This is a genomic window from Bartonella sp. LJL80, from assembly GCF_054871565.1.
On the sequence record NZ_JBTXLM010000006.1, the window covers coordinates 88,718 to 112,010 of the forward strand.

The 23,293-nt window shown below is 48.0% G+C and carries 23 protein-coding genes, 1 pseudogene and 1 other annotated feature; of the genes and pseudogenes, 10 read left to right on the forward strand and 14 right to left on the reverse strand.

The window, feature by feature from the left end; translation table 11 throughout:
* Window position 1: 1 nt before the first annotated feature.
* From ACYSNS_RS10700 to ACYSNS_RS10710, 3 genes are read right to left on the reverse strand one after another with little or no spacing between them, the layout of a single operon-like run.
* Entirely contained in the window at window positions 2-925 is a 924-nt protein-coding gene (locus ACYSNS_RS10700; protein WP_461723147.1) for an ABC transporter permease, read from the reverse strand.
* 9 nt (window positions 926-934) lie between these two features.
* Complete coding sequence (locus tag ACYSNS_RS10705) at window positions 935-2,467, reverse strand: ABC transporter substrate-binding protein (protein ID WP_461723148.1); 1,533 nt, start codon at window positions 2,465-2,467, stop codon at window positions 935-937.
* A gap of 11 nt (window positions 2,468-2,478) precedes the next feature.
* Window positions 2,479-4,371, reverse strand: a complete 1,893-nt coding sequence (locus ACYSNS_RS10710; protein ID WP_461723149.1) for an ABC transporter ATP-binding protein — start codon at window positions 4,369-4,371, stop codon at window positions 2,479-2,481.
* 252 nt (window positions 4,372-4,623) lie between these two features.
* Here ACYSNS_RS10710 and ACYSNS_RS10715 point away from each other — a divergent pair, with 252 nt between their 5' ends.
* Window positions 4,624-5,133 (forward strand): winged helix DNA-binding protein, encoded by a 510-nt coding sequence (locus ACYSNS_RS10715; RefSeq protein WP_461723150.1) that lies wholly within the window; start codon window positions 4,624-4,626, stop codon window positions 5,131-5,133.
* A 68-nt stretch (window positions 5,134-5,201) separates the two neighbouring features.
* Here the strand turns inward: ACYSNS_RS10715 and ACYSNS_RS10720 are convergent, their stop codons facing one another.
* Together ACYSNS_RS10720 and ACYSNS_RS10725 are read right to left on the reverse strand one after the other, a co-directional pair.
* The gene (locus ACYSNS_RS10720) at window positions 5,202-5,408 is read right to left on the reverse strand and encodes a DUF1737 domain-containing protein (RefSeq protein WP_461723151.1); all 207 of its coding nucleotides are present in this window, start codon (window positions 5,406-5,408) and stop codon (window positions 5,202-5,204) included.
* Window positions 5,405-5,980 (reverse strand): sugar O-acetyltransferase, encoded by a 576-nt coding sequence (locus ACYSNS_RS10725; RefSeq protein WP_461723152.1) that lies wholly within the window; start codon window positions 5,978-5,980, stop codon window positions 5,405-5,407. The genes ACYSNS_RS10720 and ACYSNS_RS10725 overlap by 4 nt, the downstream gene beginning before the upstream one ends.
* Window positions 5,981-6,117: 137 nt before the next feature.
* Here ACYSNS_RS10725 and leuD point away from each other — a divergent pair, with 137 nt between their 5' ends.
* Both leuD and ACYSNS_RS10735 read left to right on the forward strand, forming a co-directional pair.
* Window positions 6,118-6,723 carry a 3-isopropylmalate dehydratase small subunit gene (gene leuD / locus ACYSNS_RS10730; protein WP_461723153.1) on the forward strand — a complete coding sequence of 202 codons (606 nt, stop codon included), beginning with the start codon at window positions 6,118-6,120 and terminating at the stop codon, window positions 6,721-6,723.
* Between the two features lie 119 nt (window positions 6,724-6,842).
* Window positions 6,843-7,265, forward strand: a complete 423-nt coding sequence (locus tag ACYSNS_RS10735; RefSeq protein WP_461723154.1) for a metallopeptidase family protein — start codon at window positions 6,843-6,845, stop codon at window positions 7,263-7,265.
* Window positions 7,266-7,491: 226 nt separating this feature from the next.
* On the opposite strand, the gene ACYSNS_RS10740 is transcribed toward ACYSNS_RS10735, so the two are convergent.
* Both ACYSNS_RS10740 and ACYSNS_RS10745 read right to left on the reverse strand, forming a co-directional pair.
* A complete protein-coding gene (locus ACYSNS_RS10740; RefSeq protein ID WP_461723155.1) occupies window positions 7,492-8,556 on the reverse strand; it encodes an SGNH/GDSL hydrolase family protein in 1,065 nt (354 codons plus the stop codon).
* A 19-nt stretch (window positions 8,557-8,575) separates the two neighbouring features.
* Window positions 8,576-9,718, reverse strand: a pseudogene (locus ACYSNS_RS10745) (lytic murein transglycosylase); the annotation flags it as partial.
* A gap of 404 nt (window positions 9,719-10,122) precedes the next feature.
* Here ACYSNS_RS10745 and galU point away from each other — a divergent pair.
* On the forward strand, window positions 10,123-11,013 hold the full coding sequence (gene galU / locus ACYSNS_RS10750; RefSeq protein ID WP_461723156.1) for a UTP--glucose-1-phosphate uridylyltransferase GalU: 891 nt from the start codon (window positions 10,123-10,125) through the stop codon (window positions 11,011-11,013).
* Window positions 11,014-11,082: 69 nt separating this feature from the next.
* Window positions 11,083-12,048, forward strand: coding sequence for a KpsF/GutQ family sugar-phosphate isomerase (locus tag ACYSNS_RS10755; protein ID WP_461723157.1), 966 nt, complete (start codon window positions 11,083-11,085; stop codon window positions 12,046-12,048).
* Between the two features lie 318 nt (window positions 12,049-12,366).
* Here the strand turns inward: ACYSNS_RS10755 and ACYSNS_RS10760 are convergent, their stop codons facing one another.
* A complete protein-coding gene (locus tag ACYSNS_RS10760) occupies window positions 12,367-13,818 on the reverse strand; it encodes a catalase (RefSeq protein WP_461723158.1) in 1,452 nt (483 codons plus the stop codon).
* 244 nt (window positions 13,819-14,062) lie between these two features.
* Window positions 14,063-14,115: a sequence feature (sul1 is cis-regulatory element that is thought to sense ions involved in sulfur or methionine metabolism; They are found in Alphaproteobacteria), on the forward strand.
* A gap of 63 nt (window positions 14,116-14,178) precedes the next feature.
* On the opposite strand from ACYSNS_RS10760, the gene ACYSNS_RS10765 reads away from it, so the two are divergent.
* From ACYSNS_RS10765 to ACYSNS_RS10785, 5 genes are all read left to right on the forward strand, one after another.
* Window positions 14,179-15,675, forward strand: a complete 1,497-nt coding sequence (locus ACYSNS_RS10765) for a SulP family inorganic anion transporter (RefSeq protein ID WP_461723159.1) — start codon at window positions 14,179-14,181, stop codon at window positions 15,673-15,675.
* A gap of 11 nt (window positions 15,676-15,686) precedes the next feature.
* Entirely contained in the window at window positions 15,687-16,538 is an 852-nt protein-coding gene (locus ACYSNS_RS10770; protein ID WP_461723160.1) for a universal stress protein, read from the forward strand.
* A gap of 175 nt (window positions 16,539-16,713) precedes the next feature.
* Window positions 16,714-17,580 (forward strand): universal stress protein, encoded by an 867-nt coding sequence (locus ACYSNS_RS10775; protein ID WP_461723161.1) that lies wholly within the window; start codon window positions 16,714-16,716, stop codon window positions 17,578-17,580.
* Between the two features lie 340 nt (window positions 17,581-17,920).
* On the forward strand, window positions 17,921-18,835 hold the full coding sequence (locus ACYSNS_RS10780) for a hydrogen peroxide-inducible genes activator (RefSeq protein WP_461723162.1): 915 nt from the start codon (window positions 17,921-17,923) through the stop codon (window positions 18,833-18,835).
* Window positions 18,836-18,921: 86 nt separating this feature from the next.
* Complete coding sequence (locus ACYSNS_RS10785) at window positions 18,922-19,071, forward strand: KGG domain-containing protein (protein WP_461723163.1); 150 nt, start codon at window positions 18,922-18,924, stop codon at window positions 19,069-19,071.
* Window positions 19,072-19,133: 62 nt separating this feature from the next.
* Here ACYSNS_RS10785 and ACYSNS_RS10790 read toward each other — a convergent pair whose 3' ends face one another.
* The 6 genes from ACYSNS_RS10790 to guaB all read right to left on the reverse strand — a co-directional run bounded on the left by ACYSNS_RS10790 (window position 19,134) and on the right by guaB (window position 23,287).
* On the reverse strand, window positions 19,134-19,340 hold the full coding sequence (locus ACYSNS_RS10790) for a helix-turn-helix domain-containing protein (RefSeq protein ID WP_461723164.1): 207 nt from the start codon (window positions 19,338-19,340) through the stop codon (window positions 19,134-19,136).
* The gene (locus ACYSNS_RS10795) at window positions 19,341-19,901 is read right to left on the reverse strand and encodes a DUF2975 domain-containing protein (protein ID WP_461723165.1); all 561 of its coding nucleotides are present in this window, start codon (window positions 19,899-19,901) and stop codon (window positions 19,341-19,343) included. It abuts the gene before it with no gap.
* A 68-nt stretch (window positions 19,902-19,969) separates the two neighbouring features.
* Window positions 19,970-20,350: a VOC family protein gene (locus ACYSNS_RS10800; RefSeq protein ID WP_461723166.1), complete on the reverse strand. Its 381-nt coding sequence runs from the start codon at window positions 20,348-20,350 to the stop codon at window positions 19,970-19,972.
* 45 nt (window positions 20,351-20,395) lie between these two features.
* Window positions 20,396-21,103, reverse strand: coding sequence for a helix-turn-helix transcriptional regulator (locus tag ACYSNS_RS10805; protein ID WP_461723167.1), 708 nt, complete (start codon window positions 21,101-21,103; stop codon window positions 20,396-20,398).
* A 1-nt stretch (window position 21,104) separates the two neighbouring features.
* A complete protein-coding gene (locus ACYSNS_RS10810; protein WP_461723168.1) occupies window positions 21,105-21,716 on the reverse strand; it encodes a glutathione S-transferase family protein in 612 nt (203 codons plus the stop codon).
* Window positions 21,717-21,793: 77 nt separating this feature from the next.
* A complete protein-coding gene (gene guaB / locus ACYSNS_RS10815) occupies window positions 21,794-23,287 on the reverse strand; it encodes an IMP dehydrogenase (protein ID WP_461723169.1) in 1,494 nt (497 codons plus the stop codon).
* Window positions 23,288-23,293 lie beyond the last annotated feature (6 nt).

Genomic DNA, 23,293 nt, shown 5'->3' on the forward strand with positions numbered 1-23,293 from the left:
CTTATTTCACCCTTATACGCGGATCAACAAGACCATAGGCAATGTCAATCAACAGATTGATGAGAATGATGGACAAGGCGAGTATGGCAATAACGGCTTGCAATGAGGGGTAATCGCGCGCCGATACCGCATCGAAAGCCATGGTGCCGAGTCCTGGCCAGCTGAATACTTTTTCAATGACGACGATCCCGCCAAGAAGCCCTCCAAATTGCAATCCGATATAGGTAATCAAAGGTATGGAGCAATTGCGCAATGCATGTTTATAAAGCACTTTGGTTTCGCTTAAACCTTTGGCGCGTGTTACCATGATGTATTGCGACCGCAATACTTCCAACATCGTGGTACGTACAAGGCGGATATTGGTGGCCGTCAGGATAATCCCCATAGTCAAAGATGGCAGAATGTAGCTTGTGGGGCCGGAAAGGCCACTTGGCGGCAGCCATTGCAGGAAGATTGAAAAGAGCAACATTAACATGGTGCCAAGCCAGAAATTGGGTACAGAAAGCCCCACAAGCGACACAATACGGATAATCTGGTCGGCCATTTTGCCTTTGTGTACAGCCGCCATGATACCGAACGGCACTGACAAAACAATCGACACGATCATCGAAGTGATTGCAAGACCTAAAGTCGAAGGCAAAGCCTGCTTGATGAGAAGTGATACCGGTGTTCCGCCGACGAAACTATTTCCGAGGTCAAAAGTAACCAGGCCTTTAAGGAAGGCAAAATACTGCACAAAAAACGGCTGGTTAAGCCCAAGTGCCTCACGGATACGTACCAGATCAGCTTCTGTAACGCTTCCTGCACCTTGAGACAGCATCAATGCAGGATCGCCCGTCAATCGGATCGCCCATGCCACCAGAAGTGTAACGACCAGAAAAACGAATATCGACTGGAGCAACCTTTTTATCAGAAATATTGCCATTGCTTTGACCTATTCGATGATTTCTACATCGTTCAAACGCAAGCGATTGTCCGGTGCGGGATCAAAGTTTTTGACACGTTTGTTCACGCCGTAAAGCGCTTTCGCATTATAGAGCTCCATCTCGTAAGCCTGCTCGACAGTGTAACGCGCTATGGCTTGCAATGCCTTTTCACGCTCAACTTTGTCGACTATTGAACGCTGTGCGAGCAGCATTTTGTCGAGTTCGGGATCGCTACTATAGGGATTCCACTTTTCTCCGGTCCGATACATGGCAATGGCTGTATTGTCATAATCAAACGTCCATCCGCCCCATGATTGTTGAAACATTGTGCCCGTTTTTCCAGCAGGAATGATGTCGTTAAGAAGAACATTTGTTTCGTAAGGTTTGATCGATGCGTTAACTCCAACCATTTGCAGATAGGCTGCAACGGCCTGTGCAACCTCGCCAAATGTCGCGTCATTTCCTCGCACGTCGATCTGGACCTGTGCACCATTCTTGACGCCAGCTTCTTTCAACAACGCCTGGGCTTTTTCTGGATCATACGGATAGGGCTTCAATTCGGGGTCGTTGCCGAAAGACAGAGCGCTCTGGAAACTGCTAATGGCGTCTGCTTGCCCTGCCAGAATGGACTCGATGATTGCGTCGCGATCGACGGCCATGATCAACGCTTTTCGCACCCTGATATCTTTGGTGATGCCATCTCGTGTATTAAATCGCAATGCAACCACGGTCGGACTTGTGGCTGTTTTTAATTCAAGTTTAGGATTATTTTTTATCGTATCGATCATACCAATCGGAATCGTTGGTGGAATGACGATGTCGACGCGGCCAGATTGCAGTTCAGCAACCGCAGTAGCAGGCTCGCTGATGAAACGATATTCCAGTTCCGACACTTTTGGTGCGCCGGCCCAGTAAGCTGTATTTGCCTCCATCGACACGCTGATACGCGGTTTATAATCGACAACTTTAAAGGCACCGGTGCCGACCGGATGCATGTTAAAATTTTCTTCGCCTTTTTCCTTGATATATTGCGGCGGCACAATCATTGCGCCGTAACCGGCAAGCTTGGTGAGCAAAACCGGATCATGGGCTTTTAAATGGAAATCAACCGTGTAATCATCAATCACTTCCACCTTGTCGATAGAATTATAGTTTGACTGTTGCGGGCCTTTGGCGCCAATTTCTCCAAGCAGTCTTTCGAAAGTGAACTGCACAGACTTGGCATTGAAATCCTCGCCATCGTGGAATTTAACACCTTTGCGTAGATGGAAGCGAATACGAAGCCCGTTGTCAAATTCTTCCCAAGAGGTTGCTAGTCCGGGCTGTAGCTTCATGTCCGGTCCGCGCCATGTCAGACCGTCAAAAATATTGGTGCCGATTGATGCCCAATTGACCAGAAACGTATCAACAGGATCGAGGCTGCCCGGATCCTGCGGAGAAGACACCGTAAGTTTTCCTGCCGCAAAAGAAGATGTCGTGACAAGTGTTGCAGCGCCGAGGGCAACGGTCGTTGCTAAAAGTGTATAGAATGATTTTTTCATAATACCCCTCCTTAAGCCTGAATGGCTTTTTCTGTTTGTGCGATTTCATTGATTGTGCGACCGATAAGGTGGCCCGGTTCGAGCTCGGTGTAAATCAGATGGCGTGGCTCTACACCCTTTCGACGGATGCGGCTGATCGGTTGTGATGTTTCAATCGCCACATCGCGCCTTTGTAATGGGTCGGCGATCGGCACTGCGTCCAACAAGCGCTTCGTGTAAGGATGTTGAGGATTTTCAAAAATCTGTTGGCGTGTTCCGATTTCGACGATCTGTCCAAGATAGAGCACCGCAACGCGGTGGCTCATCCGCTCCACCACAGCCATATCGTGGCTGATGAAAAGAAATGCCAGATTTTCACTCTGCTGCAATTCCATCAATAGATTGATGATCTGGGCTTGCACCGATACATCAAGCGCTGATAACGCTTCATCGGCAATAATCAGTTCCGGTTTGACTGATAATGCCCGCGCAATACAGATACGTTGACGCTGACCACCGGAGAATTCGTGGGGATAGCGATCTGCATAGGCGGCTGGCAAACCGACACGCTCAAGCAATGATGCAACGCGCGCGTCGATTTCTTTCTGGCCGTGCATTAAGCCATGGGTGCGGATCGGCTCCGCAATGGAAAAACCTACCGTTTTTCGCGGATCAAGTGAGGCAAAGGGGTCTTGAAACACATATTGGACCCGCCGGCGCAGCGCTAAACGTTCGCGGCGGGACATTTTGCTATAGGATTGTCCGGCAAAGACAATATCACCTTCCGATATCGCCTGTAATTGCTGAATTGTGCGGCCTATTGTGGATTTACCTGAGCCGGACTCGCCGACAAGAGCGACTGTTTCACCAGCGAAGATCGGAAAGCTGACATTTTCGACGGCGTGGACACTGCCGACAACCCGCCCTAACAATCCACCTTTCAAGTCGAAGCGGACAGACAAATTGTCGACTGATATCAACGGTGGTTCGTCGTAGCGGGCTGTGCTCTTTACCACTTCCTCAGCCACTTTCAGAATACTTCCCTCGCTTGCATCAAGGATCGGCATCGGTTGTGGAACGGTCATGCCGCGCATACTTCCCAACTTGGGGACAGCCGCTAGAAGTGCTTTTGTGTAAGGGGTCTTCGGATTGGAAAAAATTGTCTCAACCGATCCGTCTTCGACCTTTTCTCCCTTGAGCATGACGACAACATCGTCGGCAATCTCGGCAACCACACCCATGTCGTGGGTGATGAAAAGAATTCCCATTCCGGTTTCTTGCTGCAAGTCGCGGATCAGCGTCAAAATCTGAGCCTGAATCGTTACATCAAGTGCTGTTGTCGGCTCATCGGCAATCAAAAGCGAAGGCCGACAGGCAAGCGCCATGGCAATCATTACACGTTGGCGCATACCGCCCGATAATTGATGAGGGTAGCGGGTCAACATCTCCTGTGCATCCGGTAGCCGTACCCGTTCGAGTAGTCCTTTTGCCTCGCTATAGGCCTCTTTTTTACTCAAACCTTGATGCAGCATCAACACTTCGCCGATCTGGTCGGCAATAGTGAAAACCGGATCGAGCGATGTCATAGGTTCCTGAAAAATCATGGCGATTTCATTGCCACGGATTTTGCGCAACTGTTTTTGGGAAAGTTGCAACAAATCATGAGTGCCATTGGACGAATTGAATAAAATCTTACCCGCATTGACGGTACCACCTGCGGCCCCCATCAGGCCGAGGATGGATAGAGCACTGACCGACTTTCCTGAACCAGACTCTCCGACAATGGCCAAAGTTCGGCCAGCGTCAACCTGCAGGTCGATACCTTTAACGGCATGGGTATTTCCAAAGGAAACATCGAGGCCTTCAACACAAAGCAGTCGATTGGATTGTTTGTTGCTCCCCAGCGATTGTTTCGCTTTTACCATTGATCGTGCATCTCCTCAGTGCCGATTTGTTGGATTCTCGACGACCGTTCACAGGTTTCATCCTGCTCAGTTCGTCAATAACCACTTTAAACCCAATGTATCAGTAACAATGCTACTTTCTGTAACACGGCAGGTTTTCCCCAAAACGGCTATATTTACCTCTGCTCTGAATAAGAGTACAAACATAAAACGCGCAATTCGTCAACAATACATCGATAAAACATCTACAAATTGTCGATAAGGGAGGTTTATATGAAAACGATCGGGCCCGTTGTTTCTTCTGCCCATTTGGCGGAAGGGGCTATTCCTGCTTTGTCAGAATTGGAATATGCGTTGACTGTCTATCATAATGGTTTCTACCGCTGGATGGTACATTGCATGAACGCGGCGGGCGTAAGCGGACTGCAGGCGATTGACGTTCAAATTTTACACACCGTCAACCACCGTGGTCGCGAGAAGTCGATGGCCGAGTTGGCGTTGCTGTTCAATATCGAAGATACGCATATTATTTCCTACGCTTCTAAAAAGCTTGAGGGACTCGGTCTTATAAAAACCAGCCGTCGCGGTAAGGAAAAGATTCTCGGCATAACGGAAAAAGGCGCCGAAGCCTGCCAAAGATATTTCAAGGTGAGAGAACAGATATTGATAAAACCACTGCACGATATGAAGTGGGATGAACAGAATATCAGTAATATTGCCTCATTCATCCATACTCTTTCCGGGCATTATGACCAAGCCACACGCACGGCTGTCAGCCTATAACAGATCGAAAGAGTATAGGATTTTGCGCAAGCATAAAGCGCATTGTCGTCGAGACAGATTGATATCGGTTACTGCTCCGAGAGTTTTAGGTCGGGGTGGTATTCACCTCCGACGATTGTCTTCGTCACCGCTTGGCCACATTGCATTTTTCCCTCTTTTATATTGAAGCTGTAACTGGGGCTTCCATGCAACTGCCAGCCTTTGTTCAGAGCGGCTGTCACCTTGTGACAGAAAGTGGCATCATCGGGGCCGGTAAGAAAACGATAAAGGATCATGAATGAGCTTCCATTGTTTGATATCGCAATAAACGTGCCGGATTGCCAACAACGATAGCACCCGCTGGAACATCCTTTGTAACAACCGAGCCCGCTCCTACCACGGCACCATCACCGATCGTCACTCCGGGAAGTATGATCGCACCACCGCCAATCCAAACCGTTTTGCCAATGGAAATAGGTTTGCTGAATTCAAGCTTTTGCGCGCGCAAGGCGGGGTCATTCGGGTGCGTTGCGGTCAGGATTTGTACATTCGGGCCGATTTCCGTATCGGCTCCGATTATGACCTTGCAACCGTCAAGAATGGTGCAGTTGAAATTGATAAAGACATTATCGCCCAATTCAATATTGTAGCCATAGTCACAATAGAATGGCGATCGAACATCGACATTTTCACCAAGGGAGCCCAAACCTTTCAGAAGTAGAGCACGTCGCGTTTGCATATCCGCAGCGAAAGCAGCATTAAGGTCGTTCATCCATGCAAACGCTTTTGCACGATCACGCACCAGTTCATCATCACCGGCATGATAAAGCGCTCCCGCAATCATTTTCTGTTTTTCGGTTTGCATCATGGCTCCTATTGCATTCCCGCACACCAGTTTCTTATATTTATGAACACGCCACAAGCAAAAAACCGTGCGGGCTTTTGACACCTGTTCAACACGGTAGTAAGACAAAGCACAAAACCAATGAATTCGGATTGAAATAAATGGAAAAGTTTACAAAGTTGACGGGGGTCGCTGCCCCCATGCCGGTCGTCAATATTGATACGGACATGATCATTCCGAAGAATTATCTCAAAACGATCAAGCGCACAGGCTTGGGCAAAGGTCTTTTTGCCGATATGCGCTATCTTGATGATGGATCGGAAAATCCGGATTTTATCCTGAATAAGCCAGCCTATCGGCATGCGAAAATTATCGTTGCAGGTGATAATTTTGGCTGCGGGTCTTCGCGTGAACATGCGCCGTGGGCCTTGGCAGATTTTGGCATTCGCTGTGTCATATCAACGTCGTTTGCCGATATTTTCTATAATAACTGCTTTAAAAACGGTATCTTGCCCATAAAAGTAAGCCCGGAAGATTTAGAGAAGTTGATGGATGATGCTGAGCGTGGTGCCAATGCCACGTTGACAATTGATCTTGAGAATATGGAAATTTCCGGTCCGGATGGTGGAACGCTGAAATTCGACCTTGATGAATTTCGTCGTCACTGTCTGTTGAATGGCTTAGACGATATCGGGCTAACCATGGAAAAATCATCCACGATCGATGCGTTTGAACAGGAAAACGCTAAAGAACACCCTTGGGCATAATGCAGTCATTAGCCCATTCGCGGTATCTCGTCAGTTCTGAAAATCAGATCATTGGATGGAACCACCACTGCGGTGTGCAGAAAAGAAAACGAACAGAACCGATGAAACGGATGAAATAGATGGCGAGACCCGATCAAAGTCGTGACTGGGCAACTCGCCTTTCGCCCTCGTTAGACGAGGTTGAATCGCTTGCGCGCGACGCTTTTGCTCATCTGCCGGATAAGTTTCGCGCTTTATGCGCGGATCTCATCATTCAGATTGAAGACTTTCCGGATGACCAAGTGATGGATGATATGGGGCTAGAGTCCCCATTCGAGCTGCTTGGACTGTTTGAGGGAACCGGCATTGGCGAACGATTTTCGATGGAAACGGGCGATCAGGCCAACCGCATATCCTTGTATCGTCGACCAATATTGGATTATTGGGCTGAAAATGACGAAGCATTAGGCGATATCATCAATCATGTGCTTATTCATGAAATTGGCCACCATTTCGGCCTTTCGGATGATGACATGGATAAAATTGAAGAAGCCGCCGAATAGGCCGATGACACTAAAGGAATGTCAAAGCTTAAGTATGCATTCGCTGAACGTTAGCGATGTTTCCTGCAGCAAGCTTGTTCAACGGTTTGACTATCTTCTGTGCGCCGACGCTTTTTAGCAGATAAAGTTTCGGCAGGGCGCTCTAAACCCATATATTCGGGATCGACCTCTGCCGCATAACAAGTTGGCGATGTGCATTCCACTATAGTTTTATCGCGTTTTACCATTATTGTACCGCTGAGAAATTGTCTGCACGACCGGCATGTTCACGGTTTTTCGGCGTCCAAGTTTCAACTGTCTCGGGATTTGCCGGATCTTTCAGGTCTCCAAGCAATCCGTTGTTTTGACGCGCCATATCGTAGAAACTAATGGGTGCAATCCTGTCGACATCACGCGGTAACATGGAAATGACCGGGCCATTGGGGTCAGCAGCGATCGTTTCAGGGCTCTCTGTACCTTGCAAATTGAAAACGGCCTCAAGTGGTTTTTCAAGATAGAAGGCGAGCTTTCTTTTACCGGCAGTCGTGAAATTAACCCCATCATTTGCGCGCAAACGTGCGGTTTGACCGTTTACATCATAGCCTGAAAGGGCAAAATTTCCTTGGTCATCCACAAAACCGTCCCATACATCGACAAAACGCCCGCCCGCGGTTTCTGAAGCCTGCTTGAAGATACTGTTCAAGCCAACCATGGTTCGGCTTAGATCCTCGTCTTTAAAGGATGGTTGACCCATCCATATCCATGGTTTGCCGGTATCTTTCAAAGCCGTTGCGAAGCTCGCAACACGTTGGCGATAGTTGTCATTCCATTCTTTTTGATCCAAACTATAGGACGCTTCGCCGATTTTCATGATCTGGTTATCATTGGCGCCTAATGAAACAATAACGATATCAGGTTTTTCTTTCGCCACTATTTTGGCGAGACTTGTTTGCCAATTATAGAAGTCGGTCCGCACCAATCCTGACGAGCCATTGGTTGCGCTTGTGATAACGACATCGGTATTATTGGCATAAATTTGGTTCAAACCGTCAACAACGGCACTGCCGACGAAATCTCCTAGCACCAACACACGTTTTGCATCGGCGGCTTTAGGATTGCTCTTTGGCTGTGCAGCAACTTTTGGTTTCTTCTTAATGACACGTTTTTTGGGGACAGGAGGGGGGGGCGGCTCGACTTGTTTTCGTCCGAAAAGGATGTCGAAAAGATTGCGCGCTTCTCCTGCCTCCGGTTGTAATGCAACCAGAGCAAAGATCGGCAGAGCCAATATAATGAGCCGAACGGCTTTAGGCATAATCCAAAGGACTCCGAATTCAACGACCTCTCAGGATGGAGAGAACCTCGCGGCTGGGGTGTCCGTCAGGTTGCAACCCATTACGCTTCTGAAAGGCTTCAATGGCTGTTTTAGAGGCTTCGCCAATCTTACCATCAATCTTACCGTTATAATAGCCTAGCTCCATCAAATGCGATTGAAGTTCTTGGCGTTCCTGCATGGTAATAGGCGTAAAAGGCCTGCTCCAGTCTTGCACCAAGCCGGGATAACCGGCTATTCGGTCGGCAAGCAACCCAACAGCGAACGCATACCGGTCGGCGTTATTGTAACGTTTGATAACGAAGAAATTCTTGGTCACCAAGAAAGCCGGCCCCTGCCTTCCGTCGGGCAGTTTCAAAGTCGCTTTATCGGAGGGGTAAGTAAAAGGTTTGCCATTGGCGCGGCGAAGTCCCAACTTCGACCACTCTGAGAGGGAAAGCGAACCGGCAGGGAATTTCCCACTTGCTGGCAGCACCACTTCGTAACCCCATGTCCGGCCAGTCTGCCAGCCATTTTTTTGTAAAAGATTGGCTGCAGTTGCCAAGGCGTCTGGTACCGATGTCCAGATATCACGCCGTCCATCGCCGTCCATATCGACCGCATAAGCCAGATAGCTTGTTGGAATAAACTGAGTGTGTCCAAGCGCACCCGCCCAAGAACCGGTAAGGTGTGAACGATCAATATCACCCGTTTGCAGTATTTTCATCGCTGCAATTAGCTGCCTTTGGGCGTATTTCGCCCGTCGCTTATCGCCATATGCGAGTGTCGCCAGAGAGCGGATGGCATCACGCATGACATCATCGCGTTTCATGGCTTCGCCGTAATTCGATTCCATCGACCAGATTGCAAGAAGCACATTACGGTCAACACCGAAACGCTTCTCTATGGCCGCTAGCCATTTACCCCATTTTTTAGCATGTGCCCGTCCTGTGGCGATAGCGTTTTCTTGCACGCGGTTATCAAAATAATTCCAGGTTGGGTCAGTGAACTCCGGTTGATAGGCGGCCTTTTGCAACACTTCAGGGTCTGGTGCATTGACGCCTTTGAAGGCTTTGTCAAAAGTGGTGCCCGAGATACCGGCATTCAACGCTGTTTTGCGGAATTGTGCAATCCAACGCGTGAACCCGCTATCCGCATAAGCAAGGGAACTGGAAAAGAGCGACGACGAAAAGAATAGGCTGGCCGTACCCAACAAGGCAAAGCGTCTTGATATAGGCATATGCTTATTATCTGTTGCTTGCTTCAATTGTCTTTCCATTCACGATCTCCGCATCCTTGCTTGTTCAAAGATTTACCCGATGAATATGTTCCCTATATGGTTATGAATTCGTTGCATTTCACAGGATGTCGGTATTTTTCCGGAAAACTAAGTGCATTTTCTATATATTTACGATTTATGGCAGCTTTTCTATTGCATTCACACAAGATTGCATTTTGCGAAAAAAGATGATGAAAAATTAAGTCTATTCGTCACATTTTGACGCAGCAGGATGTTAAAGCAGATTGTAACGCTATATAAACAATACGAGCAACATCAGGAGAGTGGACTTGCGTAAAATCCGGAAAGCAGTATTTCCCGTAGCGGGGCTTGGAACCCGTTTTCTTCCCGCGACCAAGACAGTACCAAAGGAAATGCTGACTGTCGTAGATAAGCCGGTCATCCAATATGTCGTCGATGAAGCCCGTGAGGCAGGTATTGAGCATCTGATCTTTGTGACAGGGCGCAATAAAGCAGTCATTGAAGATTATTTCGACGCCCAAGTCGAGCTTTATACGACATTGGCTGAGCGTGGAAAAAAGGAAGAATTAGAGCACCTGCAGGATTTGCAGCCACAACCGGGCTCGACATCCTTTACAAGACAGCAGCAGCCAATGGGACTTGGCCATGCGGTATGGTGCGCGCGCGAGCTTGTAGGCGATGAGCCTTTCGCACTTCTATTGCCGGATATGGTGATGCAATCCCGTAAGGGCTGTTTGGCCGAGATGGTGCGCCTTTATGAGGCGACAAATGGCGGCAACATTATTGCTGTTCAGGAATGTGATCCCGAAGAGGCCCATAAATATGGTATTGTTGGCAAAGGCAGTGATGTCGCGCATGGTTTTGAAATCACCCAGATGGTTGAAAAACCCGCAAAAGGCACTGCACCTTCCAATCTTTACATTAACGGTCGCTACATTCTTCAGCCAGAAATATTCGATATTCTGGCGCGTCAGGAAAAAGGCGCGGGCAACGAAATACAGTTAACCGACGGTATGCTTCGATTGGCCGATCAACAGAAGTTTTATGGCTTCCGTTTCGAGGGGCAGACTTTCGATTGTGGCTCAAAAACCGGCTTCATTGAAGCCAATGTGGCTTTTGCTCTTTCGCGTGCGGATATGCATGACAAGGTTGCTGCACCTTTGGCCAAGCTTTTACAAACGGTGAAAGTACAAAACTGATATAGACCTATGACCCGATTTGATTTATCAATTCGGGTCATGAAAACGCTTAGCAACATAAATTCTTCAATGGATAAAGCCGTTTCCTCGGCGCTTCGCACCGTGTCCATCGAGATAGACGGTATGTCGGCACTTGTCTCGGCACTTGAAAGCAATCTGGCAGAGCCATTCTCTCAGGCCGTTGATCAAATACTGCAAGCCAAAGGCCGCGTCATTGTCACAGGGCTTGGTAAAAGCGGCCATATCGGCACGAAAATTGCCGCAACACTGGCCTCTACCGGAACATCTGCGTTCTTCGTCCATGCAGCAGAAGCCAATCATGGCGATCTTGGCATGATCGGTACAGATGATGTCATCTTGGCATTGTCTTGGTCAGGTGAAACGGCCGAACTTGGCGGGATTCTCAATCACGCTGCGCGTTTTCGTATTCCATTAATCGCCTTGACTTCAGGTGCGCAGTCCTCATTGGGCAGTGCAGCGAACATATTGCTACTCTTACCGAAAGTTGAAGAGGCTTGCCCGCATGGTCTTGCCCCCACGACATCCACTGCTATGCAATTGGCAATGGGGGATGCTCTGGCTGTTGCTCTTTTGGAAATGCGTGGTTTCACCGCAAGTGATTTCAAAGTTTATCATCCGGGCGGCTCTTTAGGTGCCAGTCTGAAATACATCCGCGATATCATGCATCATGGCGAAAGTGTTCCGATTGTGGCGAGCGGCACAAACATGGCTGACGCTATGCGTGTTCTGGTCGAAAAGCATTTTGGCTGCGTCGCTGTCGTCGCAGAGAATGGAAACCTTATTGGCATTATCACGGATGGTGATTTGGCGCGCAATATAAGCCGTGACCTATCCGGTATGACGGTTGATGAAGTTATGACAAAAAATCCTAAGACAGTAGGTCCGGATATGATGGCTGGTGCTGCGACAGCATTTATCAATGATCACAAAATCGGTGCATTATTGGTTGTGGAAAATTCTCGCCCGGTAGGTATCGTCCACTTTCATGATCTGTTGCGCATCGGCGCAGCATAAGGTCGCGCCTGCTTTTATCTTTCGCCTGTGTAGGTTGTAACCTTAACATAGATCCATGCCTTGGCGATGCTGGTCAGCTCGCTGCTATGATTCACATGTCTTCGTGTTTTATCCTGTAAATTTGTGTCACAGAAAAAAGCAGGTGAATACATTATGCTGCAAAGAAAGCCGTTGGTAGCAGCATATTTATTTGTTTGATCATATTCATGTGGTTTGAGCGCTTTTCGCCGGTCTGATGGCATGGAGAAAATAGCAATAAAACAGGTATTGGAATCTATGGAAGAAGAAAAAGCGGGCCCTAAAGCCCGCTTTGCGCCTCTAGGCGTTTTTAAGATTTATAGCCGCACGCACGCCGGCGGCATAATCTGGGTGAACTTTCTCGAAATGGCCAAGTTGGCGTTCAATAATGAACTCGGGAACTCCTGCCATTGCATCTGCAACGTTAGAGAACAGACGATTCTTCTCATCCTGACTGAAAAGATTGAACAGGGCGGTAACCTGCCCATAGTCGTCATTACCCTCACGATGATCATAACGTGCTGCGTCACCTGATATTTTCAGTGCAGGTTCTTGGGCTGTATGATCTTCAACCGGTCCATTAAAGGAGTTTGGCTCGTAATACGCATCAGGATTACTGGTAGCGATACCGCCATATGTATTCATCTGGCCATCGCGATGATAATGATGAACTGGACATTGCGGTTTGTTGACCGGAATCTGTTCATAATGTGTACCTAGCCGATGACGATGGGCATCGGCATAGGAAAATAAACGAGCCTGCAACATTTTATCGGGCGAATAGCTGATGCCGGGAATAATGTTTGATGGCGAGAAAGCAGCTTGCTCGATTTCGGCAAAATAGTCATCCGCATTTCGGTTCAGTTCCATGATGCCAATATCAATCGGAGGATAGTCTGCATGCGGCCAAACTTTGGTTAGGTCAAACGGATTGTAAGATGTCTTTTCTGCATCGGCTTCCGGCATAATCTGGATTTGCACCTTCCAACGTGGAAACTGCTTATTCTCGATCGTACCAAACAGCGCTTCTTGATAGCTCTCACGCGATTTTCCAACGACTTCAGTTGCTTCGGCATTGGTAAAATGCTTATGCCCCTGCATTGTTTTGAAGTGGAACTTGACCCAGAAACGCTCACCTGCATCATTCCAAAGGGAATAAGTGTGTGAACCGTAGCCATTCATATGCATCGGATCGACAGGGAGCCCGCGGTCGGACATCAAAATTGTTACCTGATGCAGGCTTTCGGGCGAAAGCGACCAGAAGTCCCACATCGCTGTGTTGGAACGCATATGCGTCCGTGGATGACGCTTCTGTGTGTGGATGAAATCCGGAAATTTATAAGGATCACGGACAAAAAACACCGGCGTGTTGTTGCCGACCAAGTCCCAATTGCCTTCAGGTGTATAGAATTTCAACGCGAAACCGCGCACGTCACGCTCAGCGTCTGCGGCGCCCATCTCACCTGCCACGGTTGAAAACCGTGCCAGCATCGGTGTCTTTATGCCGGGTTGGAAAATCGCTGCTTTCGTATAGCGCGATATATCACCGGTGATGGTTAGAACGCCATGGGCACCCCAGCCTTTTGCATGTACGGTTCGTTCTGGAATACGTTCGCGATTTTGATGTGCAAGCTTTTCCAGAAGCTGATAGTCTTGCAGCAAAACCGGTCCGCGTGGTCCAGCTGTGATGGTGTTCTGATTATCTGGTACCGGGGCGCCGGCGGTGGTTGTTAAAGTTACCCGCTCTGTCATGACGTTCTCCATAGTTGCGTCTATTTGTTGTTGCACGTACAAATTGTTGCACTTAATGTAAGATAGAGCAAGTTTAGATAATTTCTAATTTTAATTTTTTCTATTTTTAATAAGAAAAAGTTATAACGGTACTCCAATTTTCGTTCTTTCAATCTCGTGTCGCATTAAAATCAATTTCACTTTCATCTGATCGAGGAAAAAGCGGGTTGAAATCTGCATTGGTTTGTGGCTAAAAAGCTTTGTCATCGGACCTGTTCATGCAGGTGGCTCTTCCGGGCGCCTATCCCCCGGCAACCAAACACATGAAATAACAAACATCTTCAATTCTGTTGTTCTGTATCCCGATAGAAAGAATCTAACTTGAAAACTTTGAATTTTGCAACGCTCCGCCAGGAGTGGTTTGGCAATATACGTGGCGATATTCTATCAGGTATCGTCGTGGCACTTGCATTGATCCCTGAAGCAATCGGTTTTTCAATTATAGCCGGTGTGGATCCAAAAGTTGGGCTTTACGCTTCCGTTTTGATTGCCATTGTAATTTCCTTTGCCGGTGGGCGTACGGGAATGATTTCTGCAGCAACGGCAGCGACCGCTGTCTTGATGGGTACGTTGGTCCGCGAGCATGGTTTGGACTATTTGCTGGCTGCAACCATATTGGCCGGTATCTTGCAGATGATCCTCGGCATGATCAAGGTTGGCGCTTTGATGCGGTTCGTATCCCGGTCGGTTATGACGGGCTTTGTCAATGCTTTGGCGATTTTGATCTTCATGGCGCAATTGCCGGAATTGACAGGTGCGAACGTACCCTTGCTCACTTATGCTATGGTGGCGGCGGGACTGGCCATTATCTATCTGTTTCCTTTTATTACTCGTGCGGTCCCTTCTCCTCTCATCTGTATATTGGTTTTAACGCCTGTTGCCATCTACTTCAATTTAGGGCTACGCACAGTGGGCGATATGGGGGAACTGCCCAATCGTCTACCGGAGTTTTTTATCCCGCACGTGCCGTTGACGTTTGAAACGTTGAAGATAATTTTCCCCTATTCGATAGCAGTTGCGGCGGTAGGCCTTTTGGAATCGCTCATGACGGCAACATTGATTGACGATCTGACAGATACAAACAGCAATAAAAACCGTGAATGTATTGGTCAGGGAATTGCAAATTCCATAACAGGTTTTTTCGGTGGCATGGCCGGCTGTGCGATGATCGGGCAATCAATGATAAATATAAAGTCCGGTGGTCGCGGTCGCCTTTCGACTTTTATGGCAGGTTGTGTCCTGCTCGTCTTGATGCTGGCATTGAATGATTGGGTCAGTAAAATCCCCATGGCGGCGCTTGTTGCTATCATGATTATGGTTTCAATCGGTACGTTTTCCTGGTCATCGATTAAAAACCTTGGAACACATCCCAAATCCTCATCACTGGTAATGCTTGTGGTTGTTGCCTGTGTGGTTGCAACACATAATCTTGCTATTGGAGTTCTAGCCGGCGTGCTGCTCTCGGCATTTTTCTTTGCTTGGAAGATAGCCCAGCTTTTTCGTGTGACATCAACATTGTCGCCAGATGGCAACTGCCGTCGTTATAGGGTTGAGGGGCAGCTATTTTTTGCTTCGGTTGAAGCCTTCAATAAAAGTTTCGATTTTCGTGAAGTATTGGATAAGGTAGTCATTGATGTCAGTGCGGCGCATATTTGGGATGTCTCAAGCGTGGCAGCGCTGGATATGATCGTATTGAAATTTCGGCGTGAAGGTGCGGATGTTGAAGTCATCGGATTGAACGAAGCCAGCGAAACTATTGTTGATCGTCTGGCTCTGCATGAAAAGCCTGATGCACTCGATAAATTATCCAACCATTGAAAGGCATTCCTATGAAAACTGTCCTCGCATTGGTCGATGATTCAGCCTATTCATCAAGTGTCTGCGCATTGCTTATTTCGCTTTCTCGACAGACGTCCATCCAAGTGACGCTTTTACATGTCTTGGAAAGAAATGCTGTTTCTGTTCCGCAGGATTTGAGCGGAGCAATCGGTCTCGGTGCGCGCAGCACCCTTCTGGACGAACTGAGCCGGCAAGACGAAAATACTGCGCGGAATGAACTGGCGAATGCACGTTCTCTATTGTCTCGAACCGTGCAGAAGTTGCACGATCATGACGTGATGAACGTAACACCCCTTTTGCAACATGGTACATTGCTCGATGCATTGCAGGACAACGTCACCAGCGCTGATATTATCATTCTTGGAAAACGCGGCACATATAGTGAAGCGAAGCAAACCTCGCTGGGACGCCATTTTGAGGAGGTGCTGCAACAGAACAACAAGCCGGTTCTCATTGCCTCTCGCGAAGTAAAACCCATCAATAATATACTTATCGCTTATGATGGTTCGCAGAATGCGGACAATATAGTTGCGTATGTAAAGCAAGCGGACATATTCAAAGATGCTCTATATACGATACTTATGGTGGGTGAAGACAATGCGGCTCATCGGGCACAAACAGAGCGGGTGGCAGAGGCGTTGCGGCTTTGCGGTAGAAATGCAACCGCAAAATTGGTCAACGGCAAAGCTTCAGATGCAATTACCGACTATTTGATGGCAAAAGATTTTGAGCTGCTTATCATGGGTGCTTTTGGTCATTCGACGTTGCGCCGTTGGATCGTTGGTTCAACGACACGCGAAATTATTGCAAAAGCACCCATACCCGTTTTGGTAATCCGCTGAAGGGCACGAGGTTATAGGCTGAACTCCATACACACGCCGTCGGCATGCGTCGGTTTTCATGCAAAATACGATGACAGTATGTGTTGGTGTGGGTGCGGCGTCGGGCTGCATTGACTGCGCCCGTTATAAGGCATAGCGTCTGATTTAGCGCATATGGCGCATTCGGGAGCACGATATGAAAAAACCCGTATTAGCCCTTATTGACTCATCCATCTATGGAAAAACCGTGTGCGAGTTGGCGGTTTGGGCGGCAAAGGCAATGGATGCACCGGTATGCCTTCTGCATGTGTTGGACAAGTCGGAAGATCAGATCGTTCTTCCTGAAGACGCAGAAGCGGGCATCAATGTTGCGATGCGTAGCGAATTGATAAAGGAACTGAAAGATATCGATTTGGCCAAAGCGCGATTGGCACAAAAGCTTGGCCAGATGATACTGGATGAAGCCAAAGGTTATATGGAACGACATGGTGTTGTTGAAGTTGAAACGCGTCTGCGGCACGACACATTGCTCGATGCACTCGACGTTTATGCGGCAAAATCTTCCATTATCATTATGGGCAAACGTGGAGAAGACACATCTGCGGACGTGAAACGCCTCGGAACGAATTTCGAAAGCGTAGTGCGCTCGTCAGAAAAACCTATTCTTGTCGCCTCGCAAATATTAAGACCGATACGCAGAGTGATGATAGCCTTTGATGGCGGCCTCCTTATCCAGCGCGCTATCGATTATATTTGCGGCCATCATCTTTTTTCTGATGCGACATGTATTGTTGCAATGGCAGGCAGGGTTTCAAAGGAAACACAGGGAAGCTTTGAACGTTCGATTGCGAAACTGCGATCAGCCGGGTTTGATGTGTTATCCTATACAACTGACAAAAATCCCGAGCAAATGTTGCAAGAGGAAGTGGTCGATCAAAACATCGATATGTTGGTTATGGGCGCTTTCAGCCATTCCAAGCTGCGAAAATTATTTTTCGGCTCTGTCAGTCAATCGATTATTTTAAAGGCGAAAGTGCCTGTTTTGGTTATGCGGGAAGTCTAATAGCGATCGGATAGAAAAACAAACCAAGGTTGGAAGCCGAAATTGCGGGGACACTTCGGCTTCCACAGATCATTTTCGGTGGTAAACATTCCGATTATGATCAAAAATAGAATTCTTGGTTTTATTTCCAGATTGAGCGCCCATCAATTCGTCTAGGCACAATCCGATAGAACCTATCGTGCAAAATGCTGAATTGATGAGCCCCCAATCTCGATTGATGGCAGACCAACCTTCCGGCAAGGCGGCCAGCCTGTTTCCTCACGGAACAATTTATGAATAGCTCGGCTTGAATATAATATCCAATTGCATTTTATTTTATATGCGATAAGAAAAACCTATCATGTTTACCGTCAGACAACTCCGCTATTTTCAAGTGCTCGCGAATGTAGGCCATTTTGGTGAAGCCTCTGATAAATTGGGTATTTCACAACCGGCACTGTCGGTTCAAATTAGCGAGATGGAAAAAACCGCCGGGGCACCTCTGTTTGAGAGAACGTCAAAACGCATTATTCTAACGCCGTTGGGGCGAAATTTTCTTCCCCATATAAACGATATACTGGAGCGTATGGGCGCGTTGGGAGATATCGTAACGGCTTATGACGCTCCGTTGAGCTATCCTTTGAAGCTCGGCATTATCCCGACACTTGCTCCTTATCTATTGCCTGTTGTTCTTCCTGCAGTGCGTCAAGCCTATCCGGCTTTGTCGCTTGAGATACAGGAAGCAAAAACAGACCGTTTGGCCGAGCTTTTAAGAAGTGGTGTTCTGGACGCGGTGGTTGCGGCTGCGCCGGTGTCAGCCGATGAGTTTGTGTCGGAAGCCTTATTTCAGGACGCCTTTTATCTTGCTGTGCCAAAAGGCGATGCACGCGCACATTACGGAACTGTCGATCAACATGATATTGACACGCAGCGTTTGTTGCTCTTGGAGGAGGGGCATTGCCTGCGCGATCAAACGCTGCAAGCCTGCCATACAAAACAGTATCGCCATGATATTACAGCCTCTTCCTTGACAACATTGATGCAACTGGTCGCCAACGGTATCGGCACGACGGTTTTACCGCAGATTGCTGTAAGTACAGAAGGCCGCCACGATAATATCGACATCATTGCCTTTAGTGCACCCTCACCCTGTCGTGATATCAGGTTGTTTTGGCGCAGACGCAGCAGACGGGGCGAAGATTTTAAAATGTTTGCGGATCTCTTAAAAACGCTATCCTGCCCAATTTTGCAGCAGGCTGAACACCATATTGCATAATTTTTAACATTTGTTGGAACCACTATTCGGGGAGGTCGTTTTTCTTCCACTGGCACAAGCCAGTTAACCAACAAAGGAGAAAAAACATGGCCACTCAGAACAATGGGAAAACAACTGGATCCAAAAGCGGCGACCACTCTATGTCCGCAGGCAGCGGGCAGAAATCGGGCAAGGGCAATTTCGCTAACGATCGCCAACGTGCCTCGGAAGCCGGACGTAAGGGCGGAAAAAATTAAACCGCTTTTCTAATATCTATCAATAGGAAAGAAACCGGAATCAGAATGATTCCGGTTTCTTTCTATTCTGGCTGGTATTCCAGCAAATCCCCGGGTTGGCAGTCAAGCGCTTTACAAATGGCTTCTAACGTTGAAAAGCGGATAGCTTTGACCTTTCCTGATTTTAAAAGCGAAAGGTTAGCCTCAGTGATTCCGATCGTTTTTGCCAATTCGTTCGATCGCATTTTGTTTTGCGCCATGACGACGTCTAATCTGACAATAATCGGCATTTAAACTATAAACTCCTGCTCTTCAGCCATTTGATAGGCCACTTTCATAACGTGGGAAAGCGGAAGCAGCACCACACCTATCAAAATAGCGAAAATGGATGAAGAGCCGAAACCCAAAGACATGATACGTTCACCCGCAGGGTTAAGGATTGTCAATCCGATACTCATGACGGAATCCTGCAATAGTATCAGCAACCCGTAAACAATAAAGCACCATGAAATGTTTTTGACGATGTCGCAATGTTTCAAGGTAAATAGCTGCCCTTGCGCGTAGAGTTGGAACATTTTCCGCAGTTGCGATAATCCAAAGAAGATCGGCAACGCCATGATAAAGCCAATACAAAAGCCAATCATGCGCACCAGGCTTTCATTGCCTTTAATGACAACGGGTTGGGCATCTCCGAATGCAATTATGGACTGTGGAAACCAGTCCAGCGCTATCTGGTTTAGCGGCGTCAAAAGCCAGTAGCCAACTAAAAAGAGCAGGTAAAAGAATAGAATGGCGTCAATCAGTCTGAGTGACCATTTGATTGACGCCGTTGAAGGGGATGTATTCATCATATGTTGTCTCCTGTTGAGGAAGACTTTAATACAATAAATAATTATTGTTTTGCAATAATTATTTTCATTTATTTCACATTGGTGGTGTCGGTCGCGCATACACGAAGCCGATGGCCATCCGGGTCAAGGGCTACGAAAGTGTAACCAAATTCAAGTTTTGTGGGTGGCAAAGCAATTGTGGTATTATCGTGACAACATTGGCGGTAGAGGTCATCCACCTCTGTATTCGTTGCATAGCTCATGCTGATTTCCGTTCCGCCATTATGCATTGTTGGCTGTGGGTCAATGGAATACCGGTCTTGCAAGCCTAATGAAAAGTCATCTGTAAGCGCAAAGACAGAAAATCCCTCAAATCGCTCCACTGGAGCACGAGCAAGAAAGTTTTGGTAGAATTCGGTGCTTTTTTCGACATCTTCAACATAAAGAATGATCGTTGACGGTTTGAACATATGTATCTCCTGTATAACAGGGACAATGTTTACCTCATTGGAATGTCAATTCTTGGCAGTAGGAGCAGGATCATTTGCGTGGGATAGTTCGTCACGCCAATCTTTCAAGAGTGCCCTTCGACGGCGCGGATAACGCTCATCGGTCAGATCCATCTTCAAAATGCGGTCGAGGCGGAAATGCCGGTAGGCTTGCCGCTTTTCGCAATAAGCCAATACCACCCGGACATGATCAAAGAAGGCTATGCCAAAAGGCCATATCTTTCGCGTTGTGATGTTTTCACGGAGATCTTGATAGTCCATCATAATCTTGACCTCGCTCCTTATCGCCAGCCGTAAATCGGGTAGATGCTGACTTTTCAACTCTATGGCAGAAGGTGCCATAAGCAGCGCGGTATCATCGCATACACGTTTTAAATCTGTCGGGAGTACCGCGGTGATTTTTGCCAAAGCAGAATAGGCAGCATTGGCTAAGGGACTGTCGGTACGGCTTGCAACAAAGCGCGAGCCGAGAACTAAAGCCTCTAACTCCTCAATGGAAAACATGAGCGGCGGCAGCATGAAACCAGGCTTGAGTACATAGCCCACACCGGCCTCGCCATCTATCTCTGCACCTTGCAACTGCAACGTCGCGATATCACGGTAAAGCGTGCGCAGGCTGATATCAAGTTCCTGACTCAACTCGCGCCCGCTCACCGGATAGCGATGACGCCGTAAAATGGCAATCAATTGCAATAAGCGTTCAGAACGGGTCAATTCACTCGGTCATTTCTTCCAGCTTGGCATCATCGATTTGAGAGGCTTTGAGAAACGCCGCACGCTCCAAATGCTCCCGACAGTAGCTGTCAAAAATAGCGCTTTGGAGAAGGCCGGATTTCGTCCCATAATGAAGGGCGGCGACAGCATAGATGTCTGCGGCACTAAAAGTGTCTCCGGCGATGAAACGGCGGTCTTGCAACCAGTTTTCAAGCGTCTTTATTGCCAGTCCCAAGGAGCCATAACCCAATGTCAATTGCATTTCAGCTGGTACGTCGATTTTCAATGCCGCATCCATTAAGGCTGCTTCCAAGGGGCCCGAAATAAAAAACAACCAGCGATAATAATCTGCACGATTTTGCGGAGCTAATTCCGCATCTGGATAAATGTCTGCAAGATAGGTAATAATGGCCGATGTTTCGGTGATCACGTGGTGACCATGGACCAAAGCAGGTACTTTACCCATGGGGTTAATCTTGAGATATTCGGGCGCTTTCATCGTGCCATTATATGTCAGGTAACGCACATCGTAATCAGCACCGCATTCCTCAAGCATCCAGCGTACCGTGCGGCCACGGGAACGCGGATGGGTATAGAGTGTCAAATCAGTCATAAGAATCTCCTTCATGGTTCTGATATGACCATCTAAACGGCCCTGCTGTCAGTTTCTGTCAGCAGAGCGCTAAATATTTAAAGCGAACCCGGATAATTCGGGCTTTCTCGCGTAATGGCCACATTGTGGGTGTGGCTTTCATGAAGACCGGCATTTGTGATGCGCACAAATGTAGCTTTTTCACGGAATTCATCAAGCGTTTTGGCACCGACATAGCCCATGGAAGCGCGAAGCCCACCGGCTAATTGATGCAACACAGCGGAAATCGGCCCCTTATAAGCGACCTGACCTTCGATACCTTCCGGAACAAGTTTCAATTCATCGCGCACTTCTGCCTGAAAATAGCGGTCGGCCGACCCACGTGCCATTGCACCGACCGATCCCATTCCGCGATAGGCCTTGAAAGACCGGCCTTGATAAAGATAAACTTCGCCAGGGCTTTCTTCTGTTCCTGCCAGAAGCGAGCCGACCATCGCAGCTCTGGCACCGGCGGCCAATGCCTTTGCAAAATCACCTGAATACTTAATTCCACCATCTGCAATAATCGGAATTCCTGCCTTATCGGCGACTTCCACCGCCCCCATAATGGCAGATAGCTGTGGAACACCAACACCTGCTACGATGCGTGTTGTACAAATAGAGCCTGGTCCAATGCCGACTTTGACAGCATCCGCGCCACTATCAATCAATGCTTGTGTTGCATCGCCAGTTGCAACATTGCCCGCAATGACTGCTGTAGAACCCGCCATCTTCTTGATGCGTTTTACAGCATCGAGGACGCGTTGCGAATGCCCGTGCGCTGTATCAATGACAAGGATGTCAACGCCCGCATCAATAAGCCGTTCAGCCCGTTCTATACCATCATCACCAACGGTACTTGCGGCGGCGGCCCGTAAACGGCCTTGCGCATCCTTCGATGCGTTTGGATTCAAACGGGACTTTTCGATGTCCTTGACGGTAATCAGGCCGACACAACGACCTTGATCATCGATCACGAGCAGTTTCTCGATGCGATGTTGGTGCAAGAGCCTTTTGGCTTCTTCTTGCTGTACGTTTTCCCGCACAGTAACGAGATTTTCACGCGTCATCAATTCATATATCTTTTGTTTGGGATCAGACGCGAAACGCACATCGCGGTTGGTCAGTATACCAACCAACCGGCCCGGTCCCTTTTCGCCATTTTCAACGACAGGAATGCCAGAAATACCGTGCGCCACCATCAAGGCTTTAGCGTCTTCCAATGCAGCCTCTGGGCCAATTGTGACAGGATTGACAACCATACCGGACTCGAATTTCTTGACTTGCCGCACTTCTTCGGCCTGTTCTGAAGGCGTCATGTTACGATGAATAACACCGATACCGCCTGCTTGCGCCATAGCAATCGCCAGTCGGGATTCAGTCACCGTATCCATAGCCGCTGAAAGTAATGGCAAATTCAATTCAATATCTGCGGCGATACGCGTTTTGAGATCAACTTGCCCAGGCATAACTTCAGAGTGAGCGGGCTGTAGAAGCACGTCATCGAAAGTGAGCGCTAACAAACCGGTTGCTGTTTCAATGATTTTTGCCATGGCCAA